This window comes from Shimia gijangensis (genome assembly GCF_900142085.1).
In the GTDB taxonomy this organism is placed as follows: domain Bacteria; phylum Pseudomonadota; class Alphaproteobacteria; order Rhodobacterales; family Rhodobacteraceae; genus Shimia; species Shimia gijangensis.
The window spans coordinates 78,146-103,170 of the sequence record NZ_FQZQ01000012.1; the positions used below are offsets into that span (position 1 = coordinate 78,146).

General features: G+C 55.5%; 27 protein-coding genes. 17 read left to right on the forward strand and 10 right to left on the reverse strand.

Annotated features, from left to right (window positions below; translation table 11 throughout):
- Positions 1-13 precede the first annotated feature (13 nt).
- Together ubiV and BUC32_RS11700 are read left to right on the forward strand one after the other, a co-directional pair.
- Positions 14-913: a ubiquinone anaerobic biosynthesis protein UbiV gene (gene ubiV / locus BUC32_RS11695; RefSeq protein ID WP_073252884.1), complete on the forward strand. Its 900-nt coding sequence runs from the start codon at positions 14-16 to the stop codon at positions 911-913.
- Between the two features lie 17 nt (positions 914-930).
- On the forward strand, positions 931-1,446 hold the full coding sequence (locus tag BUC32_RS11700) for a DUF2478 domain-containing protein (protein ID WP_073252788.1): 516 nt from the start codon (positions 931-933) through the stop codon (positions 1,444-1,446).
- 2 nt (positions 1,447-1,448) lie between these two features.
- On the opposite strand, the gene BUC32_RS11705 is transcribed toward BUC32_RS11700, so the two are convergent.
- The 3 genes from BUC32_RS11705 to BUC32_RS11715 are packed head-to-tail and all read right to left on the reverse strand — an operon-like array spanning position 1,449 to position 4,239.
- A complete protein-coding gene (locus BUC32_RS11705; protein ID WP_245815174.1) occupies positions 1,449-1,691 on the reverse strand; it encodes a FeoC-like transcriptional regulator in 243 nt (80 codons plus the stop codon).
- Between the two features lie 2 nt (positions 1,692-1,693).
- Positions 1,694-4,003: a Fe(2+) transporter permease subunit FeoB gene (feoB, locus tag BUC32_RS11710; protein WP_073252789.1), complete on the reverse strand. Its 2,310-nt coding sequence runs from the start codon at positions 4,001-4,003 to the stop codon at positions 1,694-1,696.
- Positions 4,000-4,239, reverse strand: coding sequence for a FeoA family protein (locus tag BUC32_RS11715; protein ID WP_073252791.1), 240 nt, complete (start codon positions 4,237-4,239; stop codon positions 4,000-4,002). Before BUC32_RS11715 ends, feoB begins: the two co-directional genes overlap by 4 nt.
- 249 nt (positions 4,240-4,488) lie before the next feature.
- Here BUC32_RS11715 and BUC32_RS11720 point away from each other — a divergent pair, with 249 nt between their 5' ends.
- A complete protein-coding gene (locus tag BUC32_RS11720) occupies positions 4,489-5,172 on the forward strand; it encodes a Crp/Fnr family transcriptional regulator (protein ID WP_073252793.1) in 684 nt (227 codons plus the stop codon).
- 9 nt (positions 5,173-5,181) lie between these two features.
- Positions 5,182-5,742 (forward strand): DUF4202 domain-containing protein, encoded by a 561-nt coding sequence (locus BUC32_RS11725; RefSeq protein WP_073252794.1) that lies wholly within the window; start codon positions 5,182-5,184, stop codon positions 5,740-5,742.
- Here BUC32_RS11725 and BUC32_RS11730 read toward each other — a convergent pair.
- From BUC32_RS11730 to BUC32_RS11760, 7 genes are all read right to left on the reverse strand, one after another.
- On the reverse strand, positions 5,735-6,007 hold the full coding sequence (locus tag BUC32_RS11730; protein ID WP_073252796.1) for a cytochrome C oxidase subunit IV family protein: 273 nt from the start codon (positions 6,005-6,007) through the stop codon (positions 5,735-5,737). The genes BUC32_RS11725 and BUC32_RS11730 overlap by 8 nt on opposite strands.
- A 4-nt stretch (positions 6,008-6,011) precedes the next feature.
- The gene (locus BUC32_RS11735; protein WP_073252798.1) at positions 6,012-6,563 is read right to left on the reverse strand and encodes a cytochrome c oxidase subunit 3; all 552 of its coding nucleotides are present in this window, start codon (positions 6,561-6,563) and stop codon (positions 6,012-6,014) included.
- Complete coding sequence (locus BUC32_RS11740; RefSeq protein WP_073252800.1) at positions 6,560-8,497, reverse strand: nitric oxide reductase activation protein NorD; 1,938 nt, start codon at positions 8,495-8,497, stop codon at positions 6,560-6,562. Before BUC32_RS11740 ends, BUC32_RS11735 begins: the two co-directional genes overlap by 4 nt.
- Before the next feature lie 8 nt (positions 8,498-8,505).
- Positions 8,506-9,318 carry a CbbQ/NirQ/NorQ/GpvN family protein gene (locus BUC32_RS11745; protein WP_220387630.1) on the reverse strand — a complete coding sequence of 271 codons (813 nt, stop codon included), beginning with the start codon at positions 9,316-9,318 and terminating at the stop codon, positions 8,506-8,508.
- 5 nt (positions 9,319-9,323) lie between these two features.
- A complete protein-coding gene (locus BUC32_RS11750) occupies positions 9,324-10,688 on the reverse strand; it encodes a cbb3-type cytochrome c oxidase subunit I (protein ID WP_073252803.1) in 1,365 nt (454 codons plus the stop codon).
- A 12-nt stretch (positions 10,689-10,700) separates the two neighbouring features.
- Entirely contained in the window at positions 10,701-11,153 is a 453-nt protein-coding gene (locus BUC32_RS11755) for a c-type cytochrome (RefSeq protein WP_073252805.1), read from the reverse strand.
- A gap of 182 nt (positions 11,154-11,335) precedes the next feature.
- Entirely contained in the window at positions 11,336-12,517 is a 1,182-nt protein-coding gene (locus tag BUC32_RS11760; RefSeq protein ID WP_073252807.1) for an NnrS family protein, read from the reverse strand.
- A 271-nt stretch (positions 12,518-12,788) separates the two neighbouring features.
- Between BUC32_RS11760 and BUC32_RS11765 the strand changes: the two genes are divergently transcribed.
- The 13 genes from BUC32_RS11765 to BUC32_RS11825 all read left to right on the forward strand — a co-directional run bounded on the left by BUC32_RS11765 (position 12,789) and on the right by BUC32_RS11825 (position 25,019).
- On the forward strand, positions 12,789-14,465 hold the full coding sequence (locus BUC32_RS11765) for a cytochrome D1 domain-containing protein (protein WP_073252809.1): 1,677 nt from the start codon (positions 12,789-12,791) through the stop codon (positions 14,463-14,465).
- Positions 14,466-14,652: 187 nt separating this feature from the next.
- Positions 14,653-16,443, forward strand: a complete 1,791-nt coding sequence (locus BUC32_RS11770; protein WP_073252811.1) for a NapC/NirT family cytochrome c — start codon at positions 14,653-14,655, stop codon at positions 16,441-16,443.
- Positions 16,444-16,511: 68 nt separating this feature from the next.
- Positions 16,512-16,931 (forward strand): cupredoxin domain-containing protein, encoded by a 420-nt coding sequence (locus tag BUC32_RS11775; RefSeq protein WP_245815175.1) that lies wholly within the window; start codon positions 16,512-16,514, stop codon positions 16,929-16,931.
- A gap of 231 nt (positions 16,932-17,162) precedes the next feature.
- Complete coding sequence (gene cobA, locus BUC32_RS11780; RefSeq protein WP_073252812.1) at positions 17,163-17,930, forward strand: uroporphyrinogen-III C-methyltransferase; 768 nt, start codon at positions 17,163-17,165, stop codon at positions 17,928-17,930.
- Entirely contained in the window at positions 17,923-18,252 is a 330-nt protein-coding gene (locus BUC32_RS11785) for a c-type cytochrome (protein ID WP_073252814.1), read from the forward strand. The genes cobA and BUC32_RS11785 overlap by 8 nt, the downstream gene beginning before the upstream one ends.
- Positions 18,249-19,394: a cytochrome D1 domain-containing protein gene (locus BUC32_RS11790; protein WP_073252816.1), complete on the forward strand. Its 1,146-nt coding sequence runs from the start codon at positions 18,249-18,251 to the stop codon at positions 19,392-19,394. Before BUC32_RS11785 ends, BUC32_RS11790 begins: the two co-directional genes overlap by 4 nt.
- Before the next feature lie 3 nt (positions 19,395-19,397).
- Positions 19,398-20,396, forward strand: a complete 999-nt coding sequence (ahbB, locus tag BUC32_RS11795) for a siroheme decarboxylase subunit beta (RefSeq protein WP_073252818.1) — start codon at positions 19,398-19,400, stop codon at positions 20,394-20,396.
- A complete protein-coding gene (locus tag BUC32_RS11800; protein ID WP_073252820.1) occupies positions 20,393-20,845 on the forward strand; it encodes an Lrp/AsnC family transcriptional regulator in 453 nt (150 codons plus the stop codon). Before ahbB (BUC32_RS11795) ends, BUC32_RS11800 begins: the two co-directional genes overlap by 4 nt.
- Entirely contained in the window at positions 20,842-21,327 is a 486-nt protein-coding gene (ahbB, locus tag BUC32_RS11805) for a siroheme decarboxylase subunit beta (protein WP_073252822.1), read from the forward strand. Before BUC32_RS11800 ends, ahbB (BUC32_RS11805) begins: the two co-directional genes overlap by 4 nt.
- 4 nt (positions 21,328-21,331) lie before the next feature.
- Positions 21,332-22,546: a heme d1 biosynthesis radical SAM protein NirJ gene (gene nirJ, locus BUC32_RS11810; protein ID WP_073252824.1), complete on the forward strand. Its 1,215-nt coding sequence runs from the start codon at positions 21,332-21,334 to the stop codon at positions 22,544-22,546.
- Positions 22,521-24,083, forward strand: a complete 1,563-nt coding sequence (locus BUC32_RS11815) for a nitrite reductase (RefSeq protein ID WP_073252826.1) — start codon at positions 22,521-22,523, stop codon at positions 24,081-24,083. Before nirJ ends, BUC32_RS11815 begins: the two co-directional genes overlap by 26 nt.
- Positions 24,040-24,783, forward strand: a complete 744-nt coding sequence (locus BUC32_RS11820) for a sirohydrochlorin chelatase (protein ID WP_073252828.1) — start codon at positions 24,040-24,042, stop codon at positions 24,781-24,783. Before BUC32_RS11815 ends, BUC32_RS11820 begins: the two co-directional genes overlap by 44 nt.
- Positions 24,780-25,019 (forward strand): hypothetical protein, encoded by a 240-nt coding sequence (locus BUC32_RS11825; protein ID WP_073252830.1) that lies wholly within the window; start codon positions 24,780-24,782, stop codon positions 25,017-25,019. The genes BUC32_RS11820 and BUC32_RS11825 overlap by 4 nt, the downstream gene beginning before the upstream one ends.
- Positions 25,020-25,025: the final 6 nt, after the last annotated feature.

Sequence of the window (25,025 nt, forward strand, 5' to 3'; positions counted from 1 at the left end):
GACCCTTGCAAACATGCAGCTGACCGTCGGCCCCAATCAGTTTTTCTGGAAAGCCGAAGACTGGAGCGCGCTTTATGATGATCTGGCCAACGCACCGGTTTCCCGTGTGGTTCTGGGCGAATTGGTCTGTTCAAAACGCCTGCCGTTTTATCAGGACGCTATCCTGCCAGCGATCGAAACCTTGATGGCCGCAGGCAAAGAGGTTGTTTTGACGTCACTGGCCTTGGTCACCCTCAAACGCGAATTGAAAGCCACAGCAGCACTCGCTGAGATTGGCGTTGAGGTTGAAATCAATGACCTCACAGCCTTGGCGCATCTGCCAGAAGGCGCAAAGTTCAGCGTTGGACCCCTGGTCAATGTCTACAATGAAGGCACCCTGGGCTGGCTGGCCAAACGTGGTGCGACGCGGATTTGCCTGCCCCCGGAATTGCCATTGTCGTCAGTAGAAGCCTTGTGCCAAGCCGCGACGGACGCCGGGATCGCGATTGAGGTCTGGGGCCACGGACGCATTCCATTGGCCATTTCAGGGCGCTGTTATCACGCGCGCATGCATGGTCGGATGAAGGACAATTGCCTGTTCGCCTGCGAGGACGACCCGGATGGGCTTGAGGTGGACACCAGCGACGGCACACCATTTTTGTCGATGAACGGGGTGCAAACCCTGTCGGACAGCTGTGCCAGCATGGCCCATCAGGTTGAGGCATTAAGTGAGGCCGGGGTGTCGTCTCTGCGATTGTCGCCGCAATCCAAAGGGTTCGTGGAAACCTGTGTGCAGTATCGTCAACGGTTGGACGGCGTGATCGACGCGGATACACTGTCAACGGAATTGGTTCGGGTTTCAGGCGGTATGCGCCTGTCGGACGGGTTCTTGACGGGTGCACGCGGAGCGGATTGGTCTGGCAAGGCTGCTTAAAAGTAAGGAGACGAGATATGAAAATCGGTATCGTGAGCGCAGAGGGGCGTGGTGAAACAGATCGGCTGATCTCGGAATCTGCAGCGGCTTTGATGGCAGGCGGCGCGCAGCTGTCTGGCATCATCAAGGTGCTGGATGAAGTGCAACCCGAAGGCAGCCATCACTGTGACATGAGTGTGCAGGTTCTGCCCGGAGAAGACACCATCAAGATCACCCAGACGCTGGGCGATGGGTCAGAGGGGTGCCGGTTGAATCCGACCGCAATTGTTGAGGCTGTGGCCGCGGTTGAGAAGAGCGCTTCTGAGGATACCGGATTGTTTGTGTTGAACAAATTCGGCCCCCAAGAAGCGGACGGTCACGGGTTCCGTGACGCCATCGCCACCGCGTTGGAACGCGACGTGCCAGTATTGGTGGGTGTCACACCGAGTACACGAGCGGCCTTTGAAGACTTCACTGCAGGCATGGCCGAAGTGCTGCCGGCAGACAAAGATCAGATCGTCGGATGGTGTCAGGCCGCGATGCGCAAAGCCTGAGATCACCCAACCCAGTCGTAGAATTCAAACACCGCAGACGCCGCGCATGTGCCGCAGCCGCCGGAAGGTTTGCAGCCACCACAATTGTCGCCAAAATCCTGACGACGGATCACACCTTTGCGGATCCAGTGATCAAGCATGCCGCGCAAAGCCTCGGGCGAGGCATTGAACCGGTTGGCAATATCCGTAAGGCTAACCGAACGGCGTTCTTCTACATAGGATTTGACTTGCAATAACAATGCCATGATCAGCCAGCCTCGGCCATGCCTGAAGGATCAGACGGTTGGCGTTTGCCCATGCGCCAAAGGGTCAGGAATACCAGTAGAAGCGTGCCTAAAACTCCGGCAATCCACCAGGCCGAGCTGGTGGGATGGCGAGCAAAAGTGGCTGACTGATAAAACAGAACGGACGCACCGTAAGCCAGCCCCATGGTCCAACTGCTGGCAAACAAGGCCCATTTCCACCCGGTTTCGCGCCAGATCGCACCAATCGCGGCAACACAGGGCATATAGAGCAGGATCATCAGCAGATAGGCGAACGCGCCGATCTTGCCGTCAAACTTCTCGACCATATTGCCAAAGGTGTTGTGCGAAACCTCTTGTTCTGCGGCGGCAGCGTCAATGGAACTGACGTCCCCGATGCTCAATCCGAGGGGGTCATTGGCCATGCCAATAGCATCGCGCAGGTTCGGGCCAATCGTTGACACCGCATCCCCGATACCGGCGATGATGGAAAACGGCTCGCCAGTGCCATCGTCTGGCACAGCATAAAGCGTGTTCAATGTGCCCACCACAGCCTCTTTCGCCAGAATACCCGTGAAGATGCCGACGGTCGCGGGCCAGTTGTCTTCATCAATGCCTGTGGGCGCAAAAATCGGGGTCAGCCCCCGACCGATCTCGGCCAGTACCGAGTTTTCGCTGTCTTCATTGCCAAAGCTGCCATCGGTGCCCCAGCTGTTGAGGAAGGCCAGAACGGCCACCATAACCACGATAACCTGCCCCGCCTCGGTCAGAAAATCACGCAAACGGTGCCAAGTACGCGTGAACAGTCCGCGCACCGTTGGCATATGATATGGCGGCAGCTCCATCACAAAAGGTTCCGGTTTGCCTTTGAGGATCGTCACTTTGAGCATCAGGCCGGTCATCACTGCGGCCAAGAGCCCCAAGAGATACAGACCAAACACAAGGTTCTGTCCGCCTACCGGGAAAAATGCCGCTGCAAACAGCGCATAGACCGGAAGGCGCGCACCGCAAGACATGAAGGGTGCCATCATAACGGTCAGGGTTCGGTCACGTTGGCTGTCGAGCGTGCGCGTGGCCATAATCGCGGGCACGTTGCAACCAAAGGCCACCAGCAAGGGCACAAAGCTTTTGCCGGGCAGTCCGATCATGCGCATGAAGCGGTCCATCACAAAGGCAGCGCGCGCCATATACCCGGAATCTTCGAGGATCGATAAGACCAGAAACAGACAAAACACGATGGGAATAAAGGTCGCGACGGTTTGGATGCCTCCGCCTATGCCATCCGCCAGAATGGTAGTAACCCAGCCCGGAGCCCCGATGCCCGACAGTGCGGCACCGATACCGTCAACAAAGATCGTTCCGGCAAATATATCAAAGAAATCAATAAATGCGCCGCCAATGTTGATGGTAAACATGAACATTAGATACATCACGAGAAAGAAGATCGGCAGCCCCAGAGCCCGGTTTAGGATCAGGTGGTCAATCCGGTCGGACATCGACTGTCCCAACTCACTTTGACGGGTTTGCACTGTTCCGACCAATTCGGCCACACGGTCATATCGTCCGCAAGCAATCAACGTGTCTGCGTCCATTCCAGTGGTCTGCTCCAACGTTGCACGCTCTTGCTTTGCGACGCGGGCCACTTCGGGGTCGGTCATGGCGGGACAAAGCTCATCCCCTTCGAGGTGTTTGATCGCCAGCCAGCGCGGGTCGCCAAATTCAATCGATTGCGCCACTGAAGCTTCCAGACGCTTGACTGCCGCTTCCAGCTCCGGTGCAAAATATGCGCCCGCGCCGGGGGCAATACCGGCTGCGGCATCGCGCAGGATGTGGTCTTTGAGATCACCCACCCCTTTATCTTCTGCCGCAATCAGGGTCACGACAGGGCATCCCAATTGCGCTGACAAGACATCAATATCAATGTGGATTTGGCGCGCCTTGGCCACGTCCATCATGTTCAGCGCCACAATCAGGGGTGTGCCCATTTCCAATAGCTGAATGGTAAGATAGAGATTACGCTCAAGATTGGAGGCGTCGATGACGTTGACCACGAGGTCGGGTTTTTCGGACAGGATGTAGTCGCGCGCCAACCGCTCGTCCACCGATCCGGCCCCGCCCGCAACGCTCAGAGAATAGACACCCGGCAAATCTACCAGATCAATCAGAACGCCGTTGTGCGATACCTCGCCAATTTTTTTCTCAACCGTCACACCGGGCCAGTTGCCAACCTGCTGGTGGCGCCCGGTCAACGCGTTGAACAGGGTGGTCTTTCCGCAATTGGGGTTGCCCGCAATTGCAACTGTCAGATGGGTCATCTGCCGACGCGCCTCACATCGATGGCTTCGGCTTCGTGTTTGCGCAGGCTCAGATTGTAACCGCGAACCCGAATTTCCACCGGATCACCCAAAGGCGCCAGACGGCTGATGCTGAACTCGGTGCCAAGGGTCAATCCCATCGATAAAAGCTTACGTCGGTACGCCCCGGACCCGCCACAAAAACCCGCAACAGTCGCGCGATCTCCTATTTCAAGATCTTTCAATTTCGTCACCATGACGGGTCTCCGAAGGTTCGCCGAATTAATTCCGACTAATTTACTTGGATATTAACGGCTGACTATCCCCTTTCCTTGATCTCAGTCAAGTGACTGCAATTCATTCGCATCTGAGACACAGGTTTTCAGGGGTTTGCACGTCGGGCATGGACCCTCGGGCGGCTGTCGGATAGGACTCTGATCTGGGAAATGCTACATAAACGCCGGAATCACCCATGATCCTGCGGACATTGTGCGAGGGACAATCGCTTGCCACACGAGATACACAAGACCATCGCACGCAATTCGTTGTTGATGCGGTCACTGCCGGAACAGCATGTGGAAGTGCTGTTGTCCAAGGCAATCTGGCGGCACTATGAACGCGGTGAAACCCTGTTTTTACAGGACGAAGCCGCAACGGCCATCCATATTGTTCTGGATGGTTGGGTCAAACTGTATCGCATGACCCCCAATGGCAGCGAAGCGGTGGTGAGTGTGTTTACGCGCGGCGAAAGCTTTGGCGAAGCGGTGGCCTTGCGCAACATGCCCTACCCGGTCTCTGGCGAATCTGCGACCCAGAGTGAGGTCATGCACATTCCTTCCAGTGTGTTGATTGATCTGATTAAGAGGGATGCCGAAGTCGGGCTGTCGATCCTGTCTTCGACCTTTAACCATCTGCATTCGCTGGTGTCTCAGCTAGAGCAACTCAAAGCCCAGACCGGCGCACAGCGCGTGGCCGAGTTTTTGCTGGCTCTGAGCAACAGCGAGAGCGGCGGATGCACGGTCACCATGCCATATGACAAAGTGCTGATCGCCGGCAAACTGGGCATGAAGCCCGAAAGCCTGAGCCGCGCCTTTTCCCGATTGAAGCAGATCGGTGTCACGATTGAAAAGAACCACGCCCAGATCAAAGATATCAACGCCTTGCACGCCTACGTCGAAGACGACGGCTAAGATCACATCATGAAACAACAACTTGCCCAAACTCTGGCCGCAATTGACGCGGTTAATGCCGGCGATCCCCGTCAGGATGAAGGCCAGCCCGAAGCCTTGCTCTATGGTCAGCGGATGAGCCAACAATGTGACCGGCTGTTTCCAGATGCGGCCGACGTGTTGCAGATTGCGGCACGTGGTCAACATATTGAGCGCTGGATTCTAAAGCGCGCCGACTATCCCGAAGGGCGCACCGGATATCTGACATGGCGCCGTGATCTGGCCGCGCATCATGCGGCGTGTGTCGCCGGGATCATGGCCGATCACGGTTATGCAGAAAGCGATATCGATCAGGCCACCAAGATGCTGCGCAAACAAGGTATCAAACGCGATGCGCTGGTGCAGGCTCTGGAAGATGTGATTTGTTTCACCTTCATTATCTGGTACTTCGCGCCATTTGCGGCCAAACACACACCTGAAAAAGTGCAGCGAATTGTCGAAAAGACAGCGTCAAAAATGTCGGATGAAGGACGCATGCGGGTTTTGCGGGAATTCGATTTACCTGAAAGCCTTGCCGCTGCCTTTAGCTAACCGATCCACCAATCAGATAAAGCCCGAGCAGCACGACGCAGTAAAACGTCAGCACCATGTTAAAGCCACGCCGCCACGACGGGGCCTCGGACAGGCCCAGATAGCGCGACAGGATGGTGCGCGATTTCAGCAAAGCCAGTGCCAGTATGACGCTGCCCGCAATCCGGCGATCCATGCCTTGTTCGACAAACACCGCGACAACGGCTGAGCCTCCGCTAAGGGCAATCAGCCAGATCCAGGCTTTGCTGAGAGTGTCTGTTTTCATGACCTCACCCCAACAAATACACAACTGGAAACAGGATCACCCACACCAGATCAACCATGTGCCAGAACTGGGCCCCGGTTTCGATGTTGCGGGGGTCATCCTTCCATGTGACCAGCAAAAGGATCACGATTCCGGCCACCACATGCGCCGCGTGGAACCCAGTCAGCAGGTAGTAGAAAGTAAAGAAAGCATTGGTTTCCGGCCCGATCCCCAGAGCGGCCTTGTCAGCGTATTCCATGCCTTTGATAATCAGGAAAACCACACCCAAAGCTGCAGCGCTTATAAGCGCGAACCGCGCTTTTGCGCGCTGCGCAACCTCACGCCAATGCAAGGCTTTGGCCGCAAGAAATCCGCTGGTGACCAAAACAATGGTATTCAACGCAGCGCCGGTGCGGTGAAGATGATCTTGCGCTTCTGCAAATCCGATCGGATCGGTCAAACGCACGGCAAGAAAGGCGGCCAATCCCGCACCAAACACCAATAACTCGCTGATAATGAGAACCCAAATCATCAACTCGCCGGGCAATTCATCCAGCAAGGAAGGCTGTTCGTTCATCCGGTGACAAGCTGCCTGTAAATTTGGGGCAAGGCGTAAATCAGTTTGTCGGGGTCCGGCACAATGGAAAACGCCCCCTGCCCGAACATGCGCGCGAACCATGATTTGCCGTCGCGATCGACCGTAACTCCGTAAACCGCGTGCCCCGCCCGGCGGGCTTCACGCACGGCCATGGCGGTGTCTTCGATCCCGTGGCGACCTTCGTAGTGGTCCAGATCATTGGGTTTGCCATCAGTGATGACCAACAGCAGACGGCGTTTGCGGGTTTGCGTCGACAAATCTGCCGAGGCATGACGAATTGCGGCACCAAGGCGGGTATAAAACCCCGGCATCAGGCCACCAATGCGTTGTTCGACCACTTTGCTCATCGGCTCATCAAAAGCTTTGCATTGCTGGATATAGACGCGGTCCCGTTTTAGCGACGAAAACGCATGGATCGCAAAATCGTCACCACAGGCATTCAGCCCCCACGCCAAAGCGTCCAGAGCCTCGCGTTCGATATCGATGACAGCGCGGCCAGTTACGGCACTTTCAGTTGAACGGCTGACATCCAACAGAATGGACACGGCCAGGTCACGAGCTTCGGGACGGCTTTGCAACCAAACGCGGTCGGTGCCTTCGCCGTCTGCAATGCGGTCTACCTGAGAGCGCACGGCTGCATCCATATCAAGAGCATCGCCATCCAAATGGCCACGTGTGGTCACGCGACCGGGGCGCAGGGCTTCGAACTGGCGCTTTACGGCGCGGATTCGACGGGCGGCTTTGGGGTCCTTTGCGTAGGCCTGATTTTCTTCTTTGGCTTCGGCCTGGCTGGTCAGAACACAGCAGTGATCTGGTAGGTATTGATGGGTACGCACGTCCCATTCAGGATACATGACTTTACCGGAAAGACGTTCACGATCGACATCTTCCGGTGCCAAATCAAGATGCAGTTTCAACCGTGTCGCCGGGGCCTTGGAAATCTGGCCAAGGCCAATTTCATCGACATCATCAGCGGCTTTTTTGGCGTTATCCGGATCGTCATCATCCACCCGGCGATTGAGGTTCAAAAACTCAGCCCAGCTGAGGATCGCCTCAAATTTATGCAATATCAGGCTGTCATTGCGTTCGGCCTGATCGGATTTACGGCGCTTTGCACGACGAATTTTACCTTCGGTGTTGCTCTCTTCCGGGGGACCGTCGGTTTCGCGGCTTTCGATCTCGTGACCAATGGAAAACTCGACAGGGCGCAATTCAGGCCACAGAACCACAGGACGGAAAGTGTGGTATTTACGGGGGGCATCGAGCACACCCATGTCACCGCTGATCATCGCATCCCAATAGGAATTGGCAAATGCGGGCAAATCTTCACCCAGCATATGGCGAATAATCGCTTCCACTTCGGCCTCGCCTTCAGGCAAGTCGGGCGTGGGGCGATAGTGAAGGATGCCCTGGCACAGCGCATCATATAGATCACGCATACCGGGTGCATCTTCGAGCGTTTCGGCAATCATCTGGCGCGAGGCATTGAGCCCGCGCAGGTCTGCCTGAAGCGCATCTTCTGCTTCGACCCTTTCGGGTGCATGCGCGGCCACGGCAGCCAGCCAGACATAAAGCGCGCCATTGGCTTCGCGGGTTGGCAACACGGCCAATCGCGATGGCAGGCGCAGGATTTCACCATCAAAGCTGGTGCGCGGCATCAACTCGGCCTCGGCACCAAGGCGGCGCCGCCAGCTTAGTCTGTGGTGGGACATTTCGTCTGAGATGGGGCGCAGCTCAACACTTGGGCTGCCCCCCAATCCCCTGAATAGAACTGCCAGCCGCCCGCCAACCTCAGTAAGGTCGACTCCGGCCTCATCATGCGCTTGTGGCGCATCAAGGCGACTGGCAAAATTGTGCCACAGTTTCCCGACCGTTTCTTCGGGTTCCCATGGCTCAAACTCGATCTTAGTCATTACCGGCCTCACCCAAAGACAGCAGTAACAAGATCGAAGAGGCCGCGTTTGATGTCCTCGTCATCAGTCAGCGGTTCGACCATCGCCGCACGTACGGCGCGATCAACATTCATGCCTTGCGCAATCAAGGTCGCGGCATAGACCACAAGACGGGTCGAAACCCCCTCTTCGAGATCCTGCCCCTTGAGGCCACGCAATTTGTTGGCCAGACGCACAAGCGGTTTCACCCGCTCAATGTCCAGACCACTTTCCTCGGCCACGACCTTTTCCTCGAGATTAGGTGCGGGGAAATCGAATTCGACCGAGATGAAACGCTGACGTGTAGAAGGTTTCAGCGTCTTGAGGATATTCTGATAGCCAGGGTTGTACGACGCGACGAGCATAAAGCCGGGTGCAGCTTCGAGTTCTTCGCCGGTACGATCAATTGGCAGGATACGACGGTCATCGGTGAGCGGGTGCAGTACCACAGTCACATCTTTGCGCGCTTCGACCACTTCGTCGAGATAACAGATCGCTCCTTCGCGCACAGCGCGGGTCAGCGGTCCGTCGACCCAGACAGTTTCTCCGCCTTTCAGCAGATAACGCCCGATCAAATCAGCCGCTGCCAGATCATCGTGGCAGGCAACTGTATAGAGGGGACGGCCCAGTTTTGCAGCCATGTGGGCAACAAAGCGGGTCTTACCACAACCGGTTGGTCCTTTCAGAAGTACCGGCAGGTTATTGGATGAGGCAGCTTCGAAAACTTCAATTTCGTCGCTTTGGGCGAGGTAGAAGGGGGCGTCTGCCGCCCCCTTCAGTTCGGGGTTCATTGAACCATCCATTTTCATCACTCCGCCGGAGCTTCTGAGCCGGTTTCGATGATCTCTTTACGTGGAACTGCCATCGCATAGATGAACAGCAACGCTCCGATAACAACGATCACGCCTGCGCCGAAACGCATCCAGAAGAACAAGGCAACCTGATCCTGAACGTCCATGAAGTATTCGCCCATGACGCGTTGCAGGTGAGTTTGGATTGTACCCGCGAATGTCAGAACAAAGGTCATGAAGACCATGCCGGAAGACATCAGCCAGAATGAAACCATGTTCAGTACCTGGTTGTAGGGATCACGGTTGCGCAAGATTGGCAGCGCGTAGCTGATGATTGCCAAGTTCAGGCAGACATAAGCACCGTAGAAGGCCAGGTGACCGTGGGCTGCAGTGATCTGCGTGCCGTGAGAGTAGTAGTTCACGCCGTGCAGAGTGTGCAGGAAGCCCCATACGCCCGCGCCGAAGAACGCCAGTGTACCACAACCGAGCGACCACAGCAGAGCTGCTTTGTTCGGATGGTCACGACGACCTTTCCAGACCATGACAAAGGCAAATGCCATCATAGCGAAGAAAGGAACAATCTCGAGCGACGAGAAGATCGAGCCGATCCACTGCCAGTAACCGGGTGTACCGATCCAGTAGTAGTGGTGACCTGTACCAAGGATACCCGAGAACAGCGCGGCGGCGACGATGACATAAAGCCATTTCTCGACGACTTCGCGGTCCACACCGGTCAGTTTGAGCATCAGATAAGCCAGGATAGAGGCCATAATCAGCTCCCAAACACCCTCAACCCACAAGTGGACAACATACCACCAGTACATTTTGTCGAGTGCCAGGTTTTCCGGATTGTAGAAGGCAAACAGGAAGCACAGTGCCAGACCCCAAAGACCCAAAAGCAGGATGTTGGTGATCGCGGTTTTCTTACCCTGCAGAACCGTCATAGTGACGTTGTAGAGGAAGAGAAGCGCGGCAACGACGATGCCTGCTTTGACCCATTTGGGTTGTTCGATGAACTCACGGCCTTCTTTACCCAAGAGCCAGTGACCCTCGAACAAGTTGAAGACGTAAGTCACAACTACACCCAGCGTACCGATAACAAGAATGGCCAGCTGGAGGTAAGCGATTTTTTCGCTGTGGATTTCGCGCTCGGATTCTTCCGGGATAAGGAAGTACGCCGCCCCGAAGAAGCCCAGCAGAAGCCAGACGATCAGCGAGTTGGTGTGCAGCATCCGTACAATGTTGAACGGAAGCAGTTCCGACACGAAGTTAGGCGATACGTAGATCCAGCCAGCCAAAAGGCCACCCAGAACTTGGATCGCGAAGAGGCCTAGTGCGACTGCAAAATAGACCAGAGCGATTTTTTGAGATTTATATTTCATAGGTAGACCTCCTTAACCCGCATCATTCGGTGGCCAGTCCTGCGTGTCGATCGTGTTGATCCACAAGAAGAAATCAGCCAAGTGACGGACTTCTTCGTCTGTCAGGTTGAATTGGGGCATTTGGCGGCGTCCTTCGATGCCTGTCGGCTGAGAATCCATCCAGCCTTTCAGAACTTCGAAAGCAGCCTCTGGGTCGTCTTGGACATCCCAGCGGGTCATAACATTCACGAGTTCCGGCGCAAAGTATGCACCCTCGCCCATGAGCGTATGACAGTTGATACACGCTTTATCTTCCCAAACCCGTTTACCCAGAGCGACCTCTTCTGTGAGGGTCTCCGCGTTTGTCGAGGTTGTGACGATGTAGCGATGTGAGTGGAACGAAAGTCCCAGGAAGATGATGATGAAGAACAGTGACCCGCCGTAGAAAATATTTCGGGCCATGCTCTTGGTCATGACTTCGCGCATTGGGCGACTCCTTTGCGCCTGGTTTAAGGTAGCTTGGTTATCGGCGGAAGGTCGCTCAATTGCCTTAACCAAAGTCAAGAAAACGTGATGAATGGCCGGTTTGTTAGGAAATGATGAAAGTTTTTCAAGGCGCTGATTTGAGCAGCTCACTGGGCAGATCTGATCGTAATTTTACCGCAATTTCACTTGATCTTTGGCTGCGTAAGTGCCGACCAAAGCGACATCGTGAATAGTAAAAAAACCAAGGCCCACAAAAGACTTATACCACCCATCATCACAAAATAAGCTTCGGTATCAAGCGACGCGGCCACCCATCTTGCGATCGCTGTTATTGCGATCAGCCCGTAGGCAAATGACACCGCCCGAGGGGCAATCAGGGGGCGCCCGGAGTGACCGAGCGCGGCGCGACTCATCACAGCCAATGTCATGCCGCCGACCCCCCCGATTCCCACCAGATGTACGGCGGATATTTCGTCGCCAAATCCAAATGCCGCTGCCCCCCAGAAGATCAGGCCAAAGGCGAGCATCGCCAGCCCAAGATGCAAGGCAAACAAAATCGGCTGTTTCCAGGCCCATCCACCACGCCAGCGCGCCAAGCGGACCAGTTGTACGAGCCCCAAAGCAATCGCCACCGCGCCAGGTGCCTGAATTGGGACCTGAAACAACACCAATACAGGCAAAGAGAGCGTCAAAATAAGGGCTGCCTTTTCTATGCGCGGCACAGACACAGGCCACAAATCCTCTTCCACGCCTTCGCGTTTCATCGCGTTGCGGGTGAAAGCCGGCGTAATGCGGCCCCCCAAAACAACAATCATGGCGCAAAGGGCGAATAGCCCGACACGAAGGCCGGAATTGGCACTGTCCTCAAGCACGCCGGTCCATTCCAGATGCACCGACAGATTGCCAAGCCACAGCAGGGTCAGAATGAGCAGGAACATCATGTTCTGAGGTTTGGGTCGTTTAATGAGCTGTGTCGCAATCTTGAGGGCAAGGATTGGCACGAACAAGAGATCAATTGCGGCAACACTCCAAGGGGGCAAGCCCCCCGAGAACCACATGGCCAGCCGTCCAGCCAGCCAAATTCCTGCGGCGACCGACAAGAAAGACATGCGTGCAGCGGGCGTGTTGGTCCAATTGGGAACCGCCGTCAAAAAGAAACCACCCATAGCGGCCCCAGCATAGCCAAAAATCATCTCATGAGAGTGCCAAAGCTGGGGGTTGGTCACGTTAAGAAACGAGTCGCCATCCGAGCTTTGGGCAAATAGCCAAGTGGCCCAAATCAATCCGGTGAACACTCCGTATAGTCCCGCAAAGAGAAAGAAGACCCGAAAACCCTCACCCAGAATACGTTTTATTGCCAACACTCTACCATCTCCAAGGACACAGGCCGGGACGAATCGGGCCGGTTGAAATTTATTGGCAGACCTTGGCGGGCGATGGCAGGCGCGGTCCGCACTTTGCTCTTGTAGGCAGAATAGGAAGAGAGCGGCCAAAGAACTTAACATATGTCAAACACGCCAAGTATTTTTTCGCCCCCTGCTTCACGAAATCGCGAGGACCGTTGACGAAAGTCAAGGATCAGATTCGCGAAAGAGCGTCTATTCCCACTGCCTCACCAGCAAACGGAGAGTGATCATGTCGCTTGGAATCACCTACAAAAAATCCCGTCGGGCAATGGGAGTCGGCTTTGCGCTTTTGCTTGGCTCGTCTGCAGCGCCCGCATTTGCAGAAGGACCCTCACTGAGTGAGGAAGCCTTCGATGCGTCCAAACAACTTTATTTCGAACAATGCGCAGGCTGCCACGGCGTTTTGCGTAAAGGCGCCACAGGTAAGAACCTGCTGCCATATTGGAAGAAAACTGCCAAAGACGGCACAGTCACCGAAGGTGGCACGCTGAAACTGGGTCAGGAACGCCTTGAAAAAATCATCGCTTGGGGAACCGAAGGCGGGATGAACAACTTTTCGGACATTATGACCGAAGAGCAAATCAAAGACATGGCGACTTACATCCAATTGGAAGCGCCAAAACCACCAGAAATGTCTCTGGCTCAGATGAAAGAGACCCGCAAGGTCTATGTTGAAGAAGCTGACTACCCAACCGAGCCGCTCCACGGCCGCAACTGGGAAAACTTCTTCGTCGTCATCGAGCGTGACGCCGGTAAAGTTGCTGTCATCGATGGCGACACCAAAGAAGTTCTGGTTCACATCCCAACCGGTTATGCTGTGCACGTGATCAAAGCATCCGAGCACCACAAAATCACCGAGCCTGAGAACCCTGGCCGCTTCTGGTACACAATGGGTCGTGACGGCAAGATGACCAAAATCGACCTCTGGCAGACTCCAGACAAGATGTTGGTTTCGGAAGTTAAAGTTGCTTATGACGCACGTGACGTAGCCGTATCCGGCGACGGCAAGTACATCATCGGTGGCGGTTACTGGCCTCCTCACTTCGTCATCTCTGACGCTGTGACAATGGAGCCGCTGAAAGTTGTTTCGACCCGCGGTGTTAACACCGAAGGCGACTATGTAGAAGAAGCCCGTGTGGCCGCGATCTACACCACTCCAAATGAGCCAACATGGTTGGTTGCCGTTAAAGAGCTGGGCCAAATGTGGCAAGTTGACTATTCGGATCTCGACAACCTGCGTATCGACAAAATCGACACTGCACGTTTCTTGCACGATGGTTTCTTCGACCCAACAGGTCGTTACTTCCAAATCGCCGCAAACGCGTCTAACCAGATGGTTGTTGTAGATAGCCAAGAGCGTAAGCTTGAAGCCATCATCGACACAGCTCCGCTGCCGCACCCCGGCCCCGGCGCTAACTGGAATGACCCGAACTGTGGTCCTGTTGCAGGTACAACCCACCTTGGTGTTGGTACTGTGACTGTCTGGGGCAACGACCCAGTTGGCCACCCAGACCAAGCATGGAAAACTTGCTACGAAGTCGAAACTGATGGCGCTGGTCTGTTCATCCGGACACACCCGAACTCAGACTACTACTGGGCTGACCAAACTAAGCACCCAGAGCCTGAAGTTCAGCAATCTGTTCAAGTCATCTCGAAAGAGACTGGCGAGATTGTGAAAACGATCCGGATCACCGAAGAAGACGGTAACGCAGCTGTTCACTTCGAATTCAACGCTGATGGTACTGAAGTTTGGGTTTCCAAATGGAACCTGTCGACTTCGCTTGAACCAAACGGCGAGATCGTAATCTTCGACGCCAAGACACTTGAAGAAATTGGTCGTGTGAAAGGGCTTTATGCTCCGACCGGTAAATTCAACGTCTACAACCGTTCGAACCACGTCACTTAATGTGATCTGACAAGTCTTGAGAAGGGCGGGCCCAGCGCCCGCCCTTCTTTTACTAGCGGTGCCGGATTGTGGCGACCGGAGGACACTCCGGCAAATCCAAGAAGACCCGGAATTGCCCCCCGCTCCTCACAATCCGAAACAGGACCCTGACTAACAGGGCGACACTATCCAAACGGAGCCTGGACAGATGACCCAGACCAACGAAACCAAAAAGCCCCTCTGGCGGCGCTATGTCCTACTGGGCATGCCGATCGGTGGTGTGCTTGTGGCCTTTGTGGCCGGTATTATCTTCTGGGGTGGTTTCAACACCGCCATGGAAGCCACCAACACCAAGGATTTCTGTATCTCGTGCCACGAGATGGAAGATTATGTGTACAAAGAATATCAGGGCACCATTCACGACGTAAACCGCTCGGGTGTTGGCGCGGTCTGTTCAGATTGTCACGTGCCCAAAGACTGGACACACAAGATCATCCGGAAAATCAAAGCCTCAAAAGAAGTCTGGGGTAAGATCACCGGCAAGATCAACACACCTGAAAAATTCGACGAACACCGCCTGCAACTGGCGATGAACGAATGGCAGCGGATGAAAAAGACAGACTCGGTGGAATGCCGCAACTGTCACCACTTTGATTCGATGATGCCAGAATTCCAGAAGCCGCGCGCACGTCGTCAGCACATGAACGCGATGGAAGCAGGTCAAACCTGTATCGATTGTCACAAAGGTATTGCGCACAAAGATCTGCGCGATCGGGCTGATGAGGAATATTTGGAAGCTCTGGAAGCCCCGAACCCGAAATTTGCGCGCGAAGTACCGCAAGCTTACATCGACAGCCTTGCCTATATCGAAGCCAAGGAAGCTGAAGAAGCTGCAGCCGCGAAATCCGAAGAAAAGGCCAAACAAGAAGCTGTTCAGGCGCAGATAGCCTCGGCTGTGGAAGCCGCGGTTGCCGAAGAGCAAGCCAAGGCTGCCGGTGAAGCGCCCGCAGCTGCCGCAGGTGGCAATGTAGCCGCAAACGTGGACTGGAGTGCAGTATCAGGCGCTGATTTGACCTTGTTCTACCCGGGTCAGGCCTCGTTTGAGTGGGTTCAAAACGGCAAGACACACGGTGGTGCACGGCCGCTGACCAAAGGTGGCGACGCGTGTACAACTTGCCACGCAGCCGAGTTGGACACTATTGGCACCAAAATTGTCAAAGGTGGCGGTGGTAAAGCCGACGAGCTTGAGCCAACTCCGATCCCTGGAAAACGCGGCCTTATTGGCGCGACAGTTCAGGCGGCACATGATGGTGAAAACTTGTATGTTCGTATGCAATGGCCTGACGCGCCTCATGCCCCTGCCCCATTTGTGGACGGTGGCAAGATGGACCCCGAAAACCAGATCAAAGTGGCGATGATGATCACCGGCACTGGTATCGAAATGGGTGAGCAAGTGGGCTGCTGGGCAACCTGTCACGCAGACAACACTTATATGCCATTTGATCCGGGCGCAGATGCCATCGCGGCAAACGCTGATGTTGCTGGTCAACTCAAAGCGACCGGCACGATCACCAAATACCTGACCGAAAGCCGCACCAAGGTTGAAGTCAAAGGTCGCCGTGGCAAAGCCCAGGGTGGTTGGGATCAGCTGAAATCTGCAGATGAGATCGAACAGTATCTCGCAGATGGCACCTTTATGGATCTGATGCGCGTCTATGCGGACGGTAGCGGTGAAAACGGCTACCTGCTGGAAAACCGGATGACCAACGAAGGCGAGTTTGCCTCGGAAGCCAGCCTGTCGGGCGGTATGTGGACAGTTGTCTTCTCGCGGCCTTTGGCAGGTGCACCCGGCGATGTTCCTCTGGAAGCAGGCAAAACCTATACAGTTGGTTTTGCGATCCATGATGACTTTGCCGATGCACGGTTCCACCACGTCACTCTGAACACCACAATGGCACTGGACAGCGCTGATGCTCAGATCAACGTGACCGGCCAGTAAGTCACAAACATGTCACTTGCGGCGGCCGGAACCTTCCGGCCGCCGTTTTTTTTGGTAAGGAGTTCAACATGATGTGTATTAAAACCCTCCTCCCCGCTGCGCTTTTGATGCTGGCAACCTCTGTCCCTGCCCTCGCAGGCGACGATGATCAGACCGCCCTTTGTGGCGAAGCGGAAGAACGCTATGTCGAAATGTTTGGCCAAGCCTCCTCCGAAGAAGAGGGCGTCACGGTTGTGACAATGTACAAATATAATTTCTGTCCGGCCCAAATTACGGTGCCAGTTGGCACCACGGTGCGCTGGGTCAATGTCGACAAACGCACCAGCCACAGTGTTTTGGTCAAAGACTTTGGCCAACCAGAATCGGATCGTGCATTTCCCGAGGAAAGCATCGAATTCACGTTTCTTGAGGCTGGCGCTCTGGATTATCTTTGTGGCCCGCACTGGGAATCTCACGACATGATCGGGATGGTCACGGTCGAACCGTAACTCCCCGTCTGCACTTTACAATCATTCTAAAAGGCGCGTCAAAAAGTGGCGCGCCTTAACTTTTGTCAAGGCAACCAAACTGGGTTCGGGGCAAACATGAAATCATGAAACGCCAGGATTCCCCAGCACGGTTTTCACCCGACAGGTGCTGCCCCACGCCAAAAGCGAGTGGCCGTGCCGTGCCGTCCGGAATCCTGATCCAGACAATCAAAAGAATAAGCGAGATTTCCCATGACCGGTAAAGTGTTCCTGATAGGAGCCGGCCCAGGCGACCCAGACCTGATGACAGTGCGTGCTGTCAAAATGCTAACGTCTGCGGATGTCGTGGTGTACGACAAATTGGTCTCGGCGGAAATACTCGATCTGATCCCCGACGGAGTCGAAATGATCGCGGTTGGGAAATGCCCCAAGAACCACCCTGTACCGCAGGACCGGATCAACGAAATTCTGCACGAACAAGCCCTAATGGGCCGCAAAGTCGCCCGTCTGAAAGGCGGCGATCCGATGATTTTCGGGCGAGGTTCTGAAGAAGCATTATACCTGATGACACGCGGCATTGAGATCAAATATGCCCCCGGCATCACGGCAGCGCAAGGCGCGTCTTGTTCAACCGGGGTTCCATTGACCCACCGTGGCCTTGCAACCGGTGTTCAATATGTGACCGGGCACAGACAAGCCGACAAGGTTCTTGATCTCGACTGGAAGGCCTTGGCTGATCCCGATACCACTTTGGTTGTCTACATGGGCGTGGCCAACATTGGCCGGATTGCCGTGGGTCTGATGACCGAAGGCCTGTCCACACGCACACCTGTCATGGCCGTGGCCCAGGCGACATCCGCAAATGAACGCCGGATGATCTCAACTTTGGGCAAAATCGCGCAGGATACCCGTGACGCTGGTCTCAAACCCCCCACCCTTTTCATTATTGGCAAGGTTGTCTCGCTTTATGTCGAAAAACCTGAGGATCTTGCCGTGGAAGCGGTGAGCGCTCATGGCTGACACGAAACCCATCTTTGGCGCCGCCGTCGCCTTCGCGCTGGCCCTGATGTCCACAAGTGCTTTTGCCGAGGCCGTTAATCCAGCCGAGTTGAAACGTCTTGTGCATCAAGACTGCGGATCATGCCATGGATTGACGCTGAAAGGTGGTCTTGGCCCCGATCTGCGCGCCGAAACCATTAGCCACTATGACGTCGATATCCTGAAAACAGTGATCCTTGACGGCATCCCCGACACCGCAATGCCACCCTGGCGCCCCCTCATGACTGAGGACGAGGCCGACTGGGTTGCCCGCTATCTTCTGAGCCCGGAGGAAACCGAATGAAATCCCTCGCATTGTCCCTGATGGCAGCTTTGCTTGTTTCAACAGCTTCTGCAGAACCCACCGCCACGGGCGATCTGGGTTTGGTGATTGAACGGGCCAATGGCTCGGTCCTGCTGGTCGACCAATCTGAACGTGCCGCATTGGCGCGGATCGAAGGGTTGGGTGACCTCAGCCATGCATCATTGGTCTATTCGCCCGACGAGCGGTTCGCCTATGTGTTTGGACGCGATGGCGGGCTGACCAAGGTTGATATCGTGACACGTTCAATCGCCAACCGCGTTGTACAGGCAGGCAATGCCATCGGCGGAGCAATTTCAGACGATGGCAAACTGGTGGCTGTGTCGAACTATGAACCGGGCGGCGTGCGTGTGTTTGACGCCGACACGCTTGAGATGGTTCTGGACATCCCGACCGGCAGCAAAACAATTGGTTTGGTCGACGCACCGGGCCGCAAATTCGTGTTCACCATGTGGGACACCGGCGAAACCTGGATTGCCGACATGTCCGGCGCGGAACCTGAGATCACCAAAATACCCGATATGGGCGAAAATCCCTATGACGCGCTGATTACCTCAAATGGGCGGACCTATATCACTGGCCTGTTTGGCGAAGACGGTCTGACCGCGTTGGACCTGTGGGACGAGAACCCCCAGCCGATCCGCGTTTTGCCAAACTATGGCCGCGGCCAACAGGAAATGCCGGTCTACAAGATGCCTCACCTTGAAGGCTGGGCGTTGACCGGGCCGGAATTTGTGCTGCCAGCGGTCGGCCATCACGAGGTTCTATGGGTTGATGCCAACACACTGGCCGAGACCGCACGCACAAAAACCTATGGCCAGCCGGTGTTTGCCATGGCGCGTCCCGATGGACGTCAGGTTTGGGTCAATTTTGCCCACCCGCTAAACGACACCATTCAGGTGATCGACACTGTCTCAAAAGACATCATTCACGAGTTCAAACCCGGCCCCGCCGTGCTGCACATGGAGTTCACGCCACGTGGCCACGAGATCTGGATCAGCGTTCGGGACGCCGGGAAGGTCATGATTTACGACACCCATACCTTTGAAAAGCTGCGTGAGATCGATGCAGACAGCCCGTCCGGCATCTTTTTCACCGCACGCGCACATAAAACGGGGCTTTGAACTATGAAGATTGTTGCCGACCCGATTGACCGCCAGCTTCTGGACAACTGGCAACGTGATTTTCCGATCACACCCGAGCCCTTCGTCAAATTGGCCGATGCTTTGGACATCGAAGAAAGCGACGTACTCGAACGTCTGACACGGATGCGCAAAAGCGGACGCATCACCCGCGTTGGCGCCACGATTGCCCCGAACACGGTTTCCGCAAGCACATTGGCTGCCATCGCTGCCCCCGCTGATCGAATTGACGAAGTCGCCGCGATCATTGGGTCTGAACAAGGTGTGAACCACTCTTACGAGCGCGAAGATCACTGGAACCTTTGGTTTGTGGTGACTGGCCCCAACCGGGGCTTTGTCAACGCCGCGATAAAACGCATCGAACAACGCACCGGGCTTCAGGTCATGGATTTGCGCCTTCAGCGCCCCTTTAACGTTGATCTTGGGTTTCGTCTGAATGGCGGCGATGCGCCGGGCATTCCGCCTGTGCCGCGTCCTGCCAACACAGACGTGCTGATGGCCGGCGACACAGACCTCTTGCAAGCCCTGACCAAGGGCATGCCGATGGTCTCGCGCCCCTACGAGGCGCTTGGCACGCAACTGGGTCTCGAAGAAGCAGGGATTCGTGATCGCATCACTGCTTTATCAGACGCAGGTATCATTTCCCGGCTGGGTGTTATCGTCCGGCACCGCGCCTTGGGCTGGCGCTCAAACGCCATGGTGGTTTGGGACATTCCCTCGGACCAGATCACCAAGGCGGGGCCGGTATTGGCCGCACAACCGGGAATTACGCTTTGTTACGAACGCACTCCGGTTGAGGGGCATTGGCCCTATCGTCTATACTCCATGATCCATGCGCGCAGCCGTCTGGAGGCGCTGAAGCATCTGGCCAACGCTGCCAGCTTGCCCGAGTTAAAAGACGTGCCGCACAAAGCGCTGTTTTCGACCCGCTGTTTCAAACAAACCGGGGCCTTGGTCGCGGCGAAGCCTGAGGTGGCAGCATGAGTGATTTGAGCCAAATTGATCGCGACCTGATCAATACGCTGCAGGACGATCTGTCTTTGGACAGCCGACCTTTTGCGACTGTTGCCGACAAACTGGGTATCAGTGAAGATGATGTTCTGGAACGCACCAAGTGGTTGAAAGAAAACGGATACCTGACACGATTTGGTCCATTCTTTGATGCCGCAGCCATGGGCGGCGCATTTTGCCTCTGTGCCATGGCCGTGCCGGAAGACAAATTCGAAGACGTGTTAACCAAAGTCAATGCACATGCCGAGGTGGCGCATAATTATGAACGTGCGCACAGGCTGAACATGTGGTTTGTTCTAGCTACGGAAACACCAGACGGGATCACCGCAACAGCTGACGCAATTGAGCGGGAAACAGGCATCACAGTGCATTGTTTTCCTAAACTGCAAGAGTTCTATATCGGGTTTCGGGTCGCCGCATGACATTGGACACAACAGATCGCCAAATCATCGAAGCGCTGCAAAGTGGGCTGCCGCTTGTGGCCGAACCCTACGCCGAAGTGGCCGCCTCGCTGAACCTCAGCGAAGATGTTCTGACTACGCGCCTCGCAGCCATGAAAGCCTCGGGCGTCATCCGCCGGATTGCCGCTGCCCCGAACCATTACAAACTTGGCATGACAGCCAACGGGATGACCGTCTGGGATGTCGAAGATGACAAAATTGCCGAGTTGGGCGCACTCATCGGCGCCCTGCCCTTTGTCACCCATTGCTACGAACGCCCCCGCGCCCTGCCTGATTGGCGCTATAACCTGTTTGCCATGGTACACGGATCATCGCGGGAAGAAGTCGAAGAAAAACGCGCAAGGATCAAAGACATTCTGGGAGACGCGCTACATGCCAGTGATGTTCTTGTCTCGACGCGTATCCTGAAGAAAACGGGGCTCAGGCTCCGCAAACGGGGGTAATCCCATGTTTCGCCTCACTGAATATATGCATCAATTGGTCAACCCGACCCCGGTTCGTGTTCGTCGCGGATCAGGGGGCGTCAAACCTGTGGTCATCTGGAATCTGACCCGCCGGTGCAATCTGAAATGCCGCCACTGCTATACGGTCTCAGCCGATGTCGATTTCCCCGGCGAACTCTCCCACGAGCAAGCTATGGAAACCCTTGAGGATCTGGGCCGCTTTCGCGTCCCGGCCCTGATCCTCTCGGGAGGGGAACCGTTGGATTGCAAATATCTAACGCCACTGGCCAAGCGGGCCCGTGAATTGGTGCGTGTGTTGGCCCTGTCGACTAATGGGACCAAAATTCACGGGGCAGTAGCCGATGAAGTGGCCGAGATTGGCTATGATTATGTGGGAATATCGATCGACGGAATAGGCAAAACCAACGATTGGTTCCGTGGTGTAGACGGCGCGTTTGACGACGCCGTTCGCGGTGTGCGGGAATTGAAAAAGCGCGGCGTGAAGGTTGGTTTGCGGTTTTGTCTGACTGAAGGCACCCAGCACAACCTGCCTGATTTGTTGAAGCTCTGCGATGACGAAGGGGTCGACAAGTTTTACCTGTCCCACCTTGTTTATGCGGGCCGAGGTGACAAAAACCGTGGTGAAGACGCCGAACATCAACGTACCCGTAAGGGCATGGACCTTTTGCTGGAACGGTCTTGGGAATCCGTGAACGGCGGCCATCCGCTGGATATTGTGACCGGTAACAATGATGCTGATGCGGGCTATTTCCTTGACTGGATTCGCCGCAACTTTGACGAAGAAAAAGTCGCGCATGTACGCGAGCACCTTGTCGCCTGGGGTGGCAATTCTTCCGGGCTTGGCGTTGCCAATATTGATTTTCTTGGTGACGTGCACCCGGATACGTATTGGTCTGACTATACCGTTGGAAACGTTAAAAAGGACGCGTTTTCAGAACTCTGGACCAGCGATGACCAAATGCTGGCCACCTTGCGCACGCGGCCTCGTCCGCTGGAAGGGCGCTGTGGGGTGTGTTCTCTCAAGGATGTTTGCGGCGGCAACACCCGCATCCGAGCGCTGCAACTTACCGGCAACCCATGGGCCGAAGATCCGGCCTGTTATCTTTCCAATGCAGAGATCGGCATCGCAGATGCAGATCGCCTGAGCGTCACACCGTTTCGAGGCAAAAGCCATGACCCGCAGCACAAATTTTTCTAAGATCGCAAGGCTTGCGACCGCAGTTGTCGCCCTGTCCGGCAGCCTTGGCTTTGCTGGGCCAAACGAGGACTATCAGGAACACTGCGCGTCGTGTCATGGCGAAGACCGGCTTGGTGGCTCTGGCCCTGCGTTGATCCCTGAAACACTGCGCAAAATTCGTGGCCCGAATTTGGCTGAAGTCATTCTGAATGGACGAGTAGCCACTCAGATGCCCGGATTTAGCGAGTATCTGGATCAGGGTGGCGCCGATGCCATCGTCGAACTGCTTCAAACGCCGATCGAAGTGCTCCCGCCTTGGGGAGAAGAAGAGATCAACGCAAGCCGCGACATGAACCCCGATTATATCCCGGTGGATGCACCGGTCTGGGACGCAGACCCGATGAACATCACTGTGGTGGTGGAAACCGGAGATCATCACGTGAGTGTGCTGGATGGTGACACGTTTGAAGTGCTCGACCGGTTCCCGACCCCCTTCGCCGTGCATGGCGGGCCAAAGTACGACCCGACCGGGCGTTATTTGTTCATCATGTCGCGCGACGGCTGGGTGCAGAAATATGACATCTACGCGCTGCAGACCGTAGGTCAGGTGCGCGCCGGTCTGAACAGCCGCAACATCGCCATGTCCAGCGATGGCAAATGGCTCGCCGTGGCCAGCTACCTGCCCAACATGCTGACAATTTTGTCGACCGAAGACCTGACCGTCGCCAAAGTGCAAATGGTCAAAGGCAAAGATGGCACACCCAGCCGGGTTGCTGCCGTGTATCAGGTGCCTCCGCGTGAAAGCTTTGTGCTGGCGCTCAAGGATGTGCCCGAAATCTGGGAAATATTTTACGGGAAAAACCCACCTCAATTCGGCTTTGCCCATGATTGGCGCACCGAAGGCCTCGCGCATACCGACATTCCCTTCCCTGTGCGCAAAATTACCCTGCCCGACTATCTGGACGATTTCTTTTTTGACCAGACTTATGAATACATCATGGGTGCTTCACGCGATGGCGCCGAAGGCACTGGCGGACAGGTTATTGATCTGGTGATCGGCCACAAGATTGCCGATCTCGACTTGCCGGGCATGCCTCATCTGAGTTCTGGAACCACGTGGGAGCGCAATGGCACCACGGTTATGGCAACCCCGCACATGCGCGGCGGCGTCGTCTCGGTTATCGACATGTCGACCTGGGAAACAATCAAGCTGATCGAAGCCAAGGGACCTGGGTTCTTTGTGCGCAGCCATGAGAATTCAAAATATATCTGGGCGGATGTCTTCTTTGGCCCCAACCGTGATCTGATGCATGTCATCGACAAGCAAAGCCTTGAAATCGTCAAGACACTGCAGCCGGCGGTTGGGAAAACCGTCGCCCACGTGGAATTCACCAAAGATGGTCGCTATGCGCTGGTCTCGGTGTGGGAAGATGATGGCGCGGTGATTATCTATGATGCCGAAACGCTGGAAGAAGTCCGTCGCCTGCCGATGCGTAAACCCTCGGGAAAGTACAATGTCTGGAACAAAATCACATTTTCCGAAGGTACAAGCCACTGACGCACTGATCGTCGCGCACGGCCAACCTTCGGACCCGGAACCGGCAGAACGCGCTTTGGCGCAGCTGACGGCACGGGTGCAGGCATGCCTGCCCGAGATGCGCCTTGGGTCTGCAACAATGGCCAATGGCAATCGTTTGGAAGAGGCTTTGACAAGTCTGCCGACTGACGGATTGGTTTATCCTTTGTTCATGGCCAATGGCTGGTTTGTGCGTACGAATTTGCGAAACCGTCTTGGGGATGGAGCCTATCGGGTTCTGCCGCCCCTTGGGCTTGATCCTGCCCTGCCAGAATTGGCAGCTGGTCTTGTTCGGGCATCTTTGAAATCCAAGGACTTTCAGCCTCAACAAACCCAGTTGCTGATTGCAGCACATGGGTCCGCCCATGGTCAGGCTGCAGCGGATTCGGCCCGCGCTTTCGCCTCGGCTCTTTCCGCTTTGTTGCCGATGGCCAAGATTGAATCCGGCTTTGTCGAACAGGCCCCGTTCTTGCCAGAAATTTCGCGCGAGATCGACGCCCCTTGCCTGTGCCTGCCATTCTTTGCAATGGACGGCGACCATATGAAAGAAGATGTGCGTCAGGGTCTGGGCGATGCAGATTTCGCCGGGCATATTCTGCCCGCCCTGGGCCAAGCCGACGATATCCCGGAATTGATTGCCAATGCGTTACGGGCGAAGATGACAGAAAGAGAAGCCGCATGACTGATGCTGAGGAAAACCGCTGGCCAGTGCGCAAGCTTGCCATTCTGTTCTACCCGTTCAGTGCAGCCGCGGTGGCCATCAACTTGTTCTTACTCGGCCTGCTTTGGCAAAACATTGGCTGGCCTGTCGTGACGCCGATCAATGCGATCCTCTGGTCTGTGCCTTTGGGAATTCCCGCCACATGGTGGGTCGCCAAATGGATCCGAGGCCTAATGGATGAAGCAGACGGCGTCTAATTCCCT

Excerpts from the sequence above, each read along its gene's own strand:
- BUC32_RS11715 (WP_073252791.1), bottom strand. The coding sequence starts at position 4,239 with ATGGTGACGAAATTGAAAGATCTTGAAATAGGAGATCGCGCGACTGTT.
- BUC32_RS11815 (WP_073252826.1), top strand. The coding sequence starts at position 22,521 with ATGACCCGCAGCACAAATTTTTCTAAGATCGCAAGGCTTGCGACCGCA.
- BUC32_RS11740 (WP_073252800.1), bottom strand. The coding sequence starts at position 8,497 with ATGACTAAGATCGAGTTTGAGCCATGGGAACCCGAAGAAACGGTCGGG.
- BUC32_RS11735 (WP_073252798.1), bottom strand. The coding sequence starts at position 6,563 with ATGAACGAACAGCCTTCCTTGCTGGATGAATTGCCCGGCGAGTTGATG.
- ubiV (WP_073252884.1), top strand. The coding sequence starts at position 14 with ATGCAGCTGACCGTCGGCCCCAATCAGTTTTTCTGGAAAGCCGAAGAC.
- BUC32_RS11730 (WP_073252796.1), bottom strand. The coding sequence starts at position 6,007 with ATGAAAACAGACACTCTCAGCAAAGCCTGGATCTGGCTGATTGCCCTT.
- nirJ (WP_073252824.1), top strand. The coding sequence starts at position 21,332 with ATGTTTCGCCTCACTGAATATATGCATCAATTGGTCAACCCGACCCCG.
- BUC32_RS11825 (WP_073252830.1), top strand. The coding sequence starts at position 24,780 with ATGACTGATGCTGAGGAAAACCGCTGGCCAGTGCGCAAGCTTGCCATT.
- BUC32_RS11775 (WP_245815175.1), top strand. The coding sequence starts at position 16,512 with ATGATGTGTATTAAAACCCTCCTCCCCGCTGCGCTTTTGATGCTGGCA.
- BUC32_RS11790 (WP_073252816.1), top strand. The coding sequence starts at position 18,249 with ATGAAATCCCTCGCATTGTCCCTGATGGCAGCTTTGCTTGTTTCAACA.
- feoB (WP_073252789.1), bottom strand. The coding sequence starts at position 4,003 with ATGACCCATCTGACAGTTGCAATTGCGGGCAACCCCAATTGCGGAAAG.
- BUC32_RS11770 (WP_073252811.1), top strand. The coding sequence starts at position 14,653 with ATGACCCAGACCAACGAAACCAAAAAGCCCCTCTGGCGGCGCTATGTC.
- BUC32_RS11755 (WP_073252805.1), bottom strand. The coding sequence starts at position 11,153 with ATGCGCGAAGTCATGACCAAGAGCATGGCCCGAAATATTTTCTACGGC.
- cobA (WP_073252812.1), top strand. The coding sequence starts at position 17,163 with ATGACCGGTAAAGTGTTCCTGATAGGAGCCGGCCCAGGCGACCCAGAC.
- BUC32_RS11765 (WP_073252809.1), top strand. The coding sequence starts at position 12,789 with ATGTCGCTTGGAATCACCTACAAAAAATCCCGTCGGGCAATGGGAGTC.
- BUC32_RS11750 (WP_073252803.1), bottom strand. The coding sequence starts at position 10,688 with ATGAAATATAAATCTCAAAAAATCGCTCTGGTCTATTTTGCAGTCGCA.
- BUC32_RS11705 (WP_245815174.1), bottom strand. The coding sequence starts at position 1,691 with ATGGCATTGTTATTGCAAGTCAAATCCTATGTAGAAGAACGCCGTTCG.
- ahbB (WP_073252818.1), top strand. The coding sequence starts at position 19,398 with ATGAAGATTGTTGCCGACCCGATTGACCGCCAGCTTCTGGACAACTGG.
- BUC32_RS11725 (WP_073252794.1), top strand. The coding sequence starts at position 5,182 with ATGAAACAACAACTTGCCCAAACTCTGGCCGCAATTGACGCGGTTAAT.
- BUC32_RS11800 (WP_073252820.1), top strand. The coding sequence starts at position 20,393 with ATGAGTGATTTGAGCCAAATTGATCGCGACCTGATCAATACGCTGCAG.
- BUC32_RS11785 (WP_073252814.1), top strand. The coding sequence starts at position 17,923 with ATGGCTGACACGAAACCCATCTTTGGCGCCGCCGTCGCCTTCGCGCTG.
- BUC32_RS11820 (WP_073252828.1), top strand. The coding sequence starts at position 24,040 with ATGTCTGGAACAAAATCACATTTTCCGAAGGTACAAGCCACTGACGCA.
- BUC32_RS11700 (WP_073252788.1), top strand. The coding sequence starts at position 931 with ATGAAAATCGGTATCGTGAGCGCAGAGGGGCGTGGTGAAACAGATCGG.
- ahbB (WP_073252822.1), top strand. The coding sequence starts at position 20,842 with ATGACATTGGACACAACAGATCGCCAAATCATCGAAGCGCTGCAAAGT.
- BUC32_RS11745 (WP_220387630.1), bottom strand. The coding sequence starts at position 9,318 with ATGGATGGTTCAATGAACCCCGAACTGAAGGGGGCGGCAGACGCCCCC.